Source organism: Serratia sp. CoH_122_TC_1 (assembly GCF_058191755.1).
Map to the genome: position 1 here is coordinate 1 of NZ_JBXWLA010000056.1, position 654 is coordinate 654.

General features: G+C 52.8%; 1 pseudogene. It reads right to left on the reverse strand.

Going from position 1 to position 654, the window contains the following annotated elements:
* Nucleotides 1-509, reverse strand: a pseudogene (locus AC2FC2_RS26935) (hypothetical protein); the annotation flags it as partial.
* Between the last annotated feature and the right edge of the window lie 145 nt (nt 510-654).

The window sequence follows — 654 nt, forward strand, 5'->3', positions numbered from 1 at the left end:
TCGGGGATATCACCAACAGGCGGATCCTGACGTTGTTGCTCCACTGCATCGGCCATTGCTGCTTTGCGAGTGCGCTGGTTATTCCAGGTGTTAGCCGCTGCCAGATATCCGCCAAAACGTACCGGGTCAAAAATCATCTTGGCGCTGAGCATGTGCCCCATTGCTGGATTGTTCAGCAGCAGGCTTGCGCGGTGTTCTGCCACCAGCTTCAGTTCGTCCACGGTGTTACCTTCAGCCAGGCGCTCAGTGATTTCTAACAGGGTGCTGACACGCTTCGGTGTCTTGCCGTTGATTTTCTCATTCAAAAAATCCAGCACTTCCCCAGCCATGCCCGATATGTCCGCCTGAGGTTGTTCGCTCTGGGGGGCTATAGGGGGTTTTTCTTTTGGTTCAATGACAGGTTCAAGAGAGTGACTGGTTCTGGTGCCATCAGGTGACACAGGGGGTGTGCTTTCTGACGGCATAGGGGGTGCCACCTGCTGGCATAGCCCTGTGCTTTTTGACGACATAACCCTATGCTTTTTGACGGCACAGGGGGCTATGCTTTCTGATGACACAGGGGTATCTAAAGTCAGGTAGTAAAGGTTCGAGGTGTTCCCCTTGCCGTTGTTCACACCCAAACGGTTCTCTTTGGTGATTAATCCCATCTTAATC